Annotated in this window: 3 protein-coding genes; 1 reads left to right on the top strand and 2 read right to left on the bottom strand. The window is 47.1% G+C overall.

Translation table 11 applies throughout. The features are described 5' to 3' along the window. Window positions 1-52: 52 nt before the first annotated feature. Window positions 53-568, top strand: coding sequence for an anti-virulence regulator CigR family protein (locus tag JTI98_RS04620; RefSeq protein ID WP_216082226.1), 516 nt, complete (start codon window positions 53-55; stop codon window positions 566-568). Window positions 569-616: 48 nt separating this feature from the next. Here the strand turns inward: JTI98_RS04620 and JTI98_RS04615 are convergent, their stop codons facing one another. Then, entirely contained in the window at window positions 617-1135 is a 519-nt protein-coding gene (locus JTI98_RS04615; protein ID WP_216081978.1) for a fimbrial protein, read from the bottom strand. After that, window positions 1128-1649 (bottom strand): fimbrial protein, encoded by a 522-nt coding sequence (locus tag JTI98_RS04610; protein ID WP_216081977.1) that lies wholly within the window; start codon window positions 1647-1649, stop codon window positions 1128-1130. The genes JTI98_RS04615 and JTI98_RS04610 overlap by 8 nt, the downstream gene beginning before the upstream one ends. Window positions 1650-1746 lie beyond the last annotated feature (97 nt).

The following is a 1746-nucleotide window of genomic DNA, read 5'->3' as shown; positions in this document are numbered from 1 at the left end:
GGATGGCGGCGCACTATTGTCAAAGTGGAACATCATCTGGAAGGAACACATCATGGGTAAGCGTCGTGGTTTAACGGCAGTGCTGGCCACACTGGTTTCACTCTCTCTGTTCGCTGCGCCGGTCATAGCGAATCCGGGGAATGGTAACGGAAATGGTCATGGCGGCGGCCAGGGCAACAGCAGTGGCAATCATGGAAATAAGGGCAACCAGGGAAATAACGGGCAAAAAGGAAATTCGGCCCAGAAAAACGACGGTTCATCCGATCATCGTAAAAATTACGGCAAACCCGATCACGTCGAGTCTGACATCAGTTTCGCGACAGCGCGTCATCTGGCGGTGAACTACGGCCTGACGGGATATGATTCTCTACCTCCGGGCATTGCAAAAAACCTGGCGCGTGGAAAACCGCTCCCTCCGGGCATCGCGAAAAAAACCGTACCGGCATCCATGCTGGGGCAACTGCCTTATTATCCTGGCTATGAATGGAAAATTGTTGGGGATGATTTAGTGCTGATTGCGCTCAGTACTGCCGTGGTCACGGCGATTATTAACGGGGTGTTTGATTAATATATTTAAAGGCCGGGGAGCGTTCCCCGGCTTTTACATTTCGCCATCTTAATAATAGGTAAATGTAATGGGTAAACTGGCGGTGTAATTACCCGCCGGTATTGTACCTGTATGGGGTGAAACCCTGACCAGTAAGCTTCCGTCAAACTGGTTTGGGCTCACCAGAAAAGGCGCTTTACTTAACTCAACCGGTGAGCCAAATGTAACGACTCCCCCGCCTTTTTTCCATGACAGCGTAAGGTCGACCATAGTGTTGGAGGTCGTGATTTTAGAATTATTACCTCCGGTAAACGTCACTTCAAATTTGGTWATATCATTAAAGCAATTTATTAAAATAGGGACTTCAACATTATTGTCGCCTAATAAAGCGCCCGATGTCGTTATCAAGGGAAGCTGAACATTTTCAGGTAGACCAGCCCCATTATTTATTTGACATTGTGGATTCGTCACGGTCATGGCGATAGGCAAGCTAACGTTTGCTTTTTGCGCAGCATAGCCTGAAAAAGACATGGATGCGCTTAATAGTCCCAGAAGCAAGGGAAAAAAAAGACAACGCCTGTTAATCATAGGTCACCTCGACCGTCAAACTGGTATTAACATTGCCTGCCTGGAGCGTTTCTCCGGGAATTTGTTTGGGTAAAAGCTGAAACTGGCCAAGCGTTTCACTATTTTTACTTAATGCAGTTAGTGCGGGTGCAAAAGACTTATTCAATTCTAGCGGCGTAAAATCTGTGCCAGCTGCATTTTTCCATGACAACGCAAGCCCAACGCCGGACAAACCCGTTTTCATCAGGTTAGTGCTGTTCGCGGAAACGCCAGCAGCGGGCGAAAATTTCAGTGAGATCCCGGTTGCAGGCCAGCTGCACGCAATACTCAGATCAACTGTCTGTGGTGTTGTTGCGCTATTTTCAAACTGGCTAAAGCTGATTTGTTGAAAGTTCAGGTTTGCCGGAGAGAGAGACAGTGCGCACGTATTTAAGGCTAACTCGGCGTTTATCGTCACTCTCTTCTGCTCGGATTTCGACGCAGAGGCATTGTGAATTGAAAAAAGTATCAAAATAAAGGCTAACCATTTGTGCATAACTTAATCCAGCCTATCTGTATATTAGCGAAACATTCATGTACGTAGAAACCTTCCCGGCAGGAAACGGTGTTGAAGGTTTGACCTTAATTCTGAA

Origin of the sequence: Citrobacter sp. MGH 55, assembly GCF_016906145.1 — a bacterium.
GTDB classification, from domain to species: domain Bacteria; phylum Pseudomonadota; class Gammaproteobacteria; order Enterobacterales; family Enterobacteriaceae; genus Citrobacter_A; species Citrobacter_A amalonaticus.
This window is presented reverse-complemented; position numbering and strand designations above follow the sequence as displayed.